The sequence below is a fragment of the Streptomyces sp. SID8352 genome (genome assembly GCF_009862265.1).
In the GTDB taxonomy this organism is placed as follows: domain Bacteria; phylum Actinomycetota; class Actinomycetes; order Streptomycetales; family Streptomycetaceae; genus Streptomyces.
Genome location: NZ_WWGX01000110.1, coordinates 1 through 1,591, shown reverse-complemented (window position 1 = coordinate 1,591; position 1,591 = coordinate 1). Strand labels below are relative to the sequence as shown.

Sequence of the window (1,591 nt, the reverse complement as noted above, 5' to 3'; positions counted from 1 at the left end):
AGGGCGTCAAGGACACCGACCCCAAGGTCGAGGTCCTCTCGCAGTACCTGACGCAGACCGCGGAGGAGGGCGGCTTCTCCAGCCCCGACAAGGGCCGCGCCGCCGCTGAGGGCCAGATCGAGAAGAAGGCCGACGTCGTCTACCAGGCCGCCGGCCTCTCCGGCCAGGGCGTGATCGAGGCCGCCGCCAAGGCGAAGGTCTGGGCGATCGGCGTCGACTCCGACCAGTACGGCCAGGAGGCCCTCGCGGCCTACAAGGACCACATCCTGACCTCCGCCCTGAAGGACATCAACGGCGCGGTGTTCGCCCTGGCCACCTCGGTCCGCGACGGCAAGCCGCTGACCGGCGTCAAGACCTTCGACCTCAAGTCGGACGGCGTGGGCCTGGCCGAGACCAACCCGAAGTACGGCGAGATCGCGGGCCTCAAGGACGCGGTGGACAAGGCCAAGGAGGGCATCGTCTCCGGTTCCATCTCGGTCAAGTCGGAGTAACCCGGTCCGCCGGTCCCGGACGGGACGCCCCGGTCGCCCCGTCCGGGACCGGCGCCCCGTCCGGCGCGGGGCACCGTCCTCAAGGGCGGCGGCCGCACTCCGCGGCCCGTGCTCCGCGGGGCCGGGTTCCGGCTCCGCGTCCGCCGCGTCCGCCCCTCCGCTCCGGAGCCCGTGGCGCCCCGGCCGCCGTCCCCGTGGCGCGCGGCCGGGCCCCCGCTCCGGGACGTCACCCGGACGGCTCACGGCCGCCCACGGCCCCTTACGCCCGACTTCGCCGTGTCACCCCGCGCCACCCTCCGTCCGCCGTCCGGCCGCCCCGGGCGGCGTCCGGTGAGTCCTTGCTCACGGCGGGACAACAAGGTGGACAGAAGGGGTTTTCAGGTAGGTCTACGCGCGTTAATCTGCGCAAAGCCAGCGCCGAAGCCGAACCGTCCGGCGCTTGTACGACAGGAGCACCACTCATGCGCCGGATTTCCCGGATCACGGTCGCAGGCGCAGCGACCGCCTCCCTGGCCCTCGCCCTCGCCGCCTGCGGCGGGACCTCGACCTCCTCGGACTCGGGCGGGTCCGAGGACGACAAGGGCCTCGCCATCGCGTACGACGTCGGCGGCAGGGGCGACCAGTCCTTCAACGACGCCGCGTTCGCGGGCCTGGAGCAGGCGAAGAAGGAGTTCGGCTACAAGACCGCCGACATCGAGCCCACCGACGGCGAGACGGACGCGGACAAGCAGCAGCGCCTGGAGTCCCTCGCCAAGCAGGGCTACAACCCGATCGTGGGCGTCGGCTACGCGTACGCCGCCGCCGTCAAGGGCGCCGCGGACAAGTACCCGGACACCACCTTCGGCATCGTCGACGACGCCACCATCACCGCGAAGAACGTGGCCGACCTCGTCTTCAACGAGGAGCAGGCCTCCTACCTCGCCGGTGTCGCCGCGGCCAGGAGCACCAAGTCCGACGTGGTCGGCTTCGTGGGCGGCGTGGACATCCCGCTGATCCACAAGTTCCAGGCCGGCTTCGAGCAGGGCGTCAAGGACACCGACCCCAAGGTCGAGGTCCTCTCGCAGTACCTGACGCAGACCGCGGAGGAGGGCGGCTTCTCC

2 protein-coding genes are annotated in these 1,591 nt (G+C 71.7%); both read left to right on the top strand.

The features are described from left to right. Positions 1-491, top strand: a 491-nt coding sequence (locus tag GTY84_RS31720) for a BMP family ABC transporter substrate-binding protein (protein ID WP_161229881.1), incomplete at its 5' end; no start/stop codon positions are given. Positions 492-952: 461 nt separating this feature from the next. Further along, positions 953-1,591 (top strand): BMP family ABC transporter substrate-binding protein (locus tag GTY84_RS31715; RefSeq protein ID WP_161229880.1); only part of this gene is annotated, 639 nt, incomplete at its 3' end.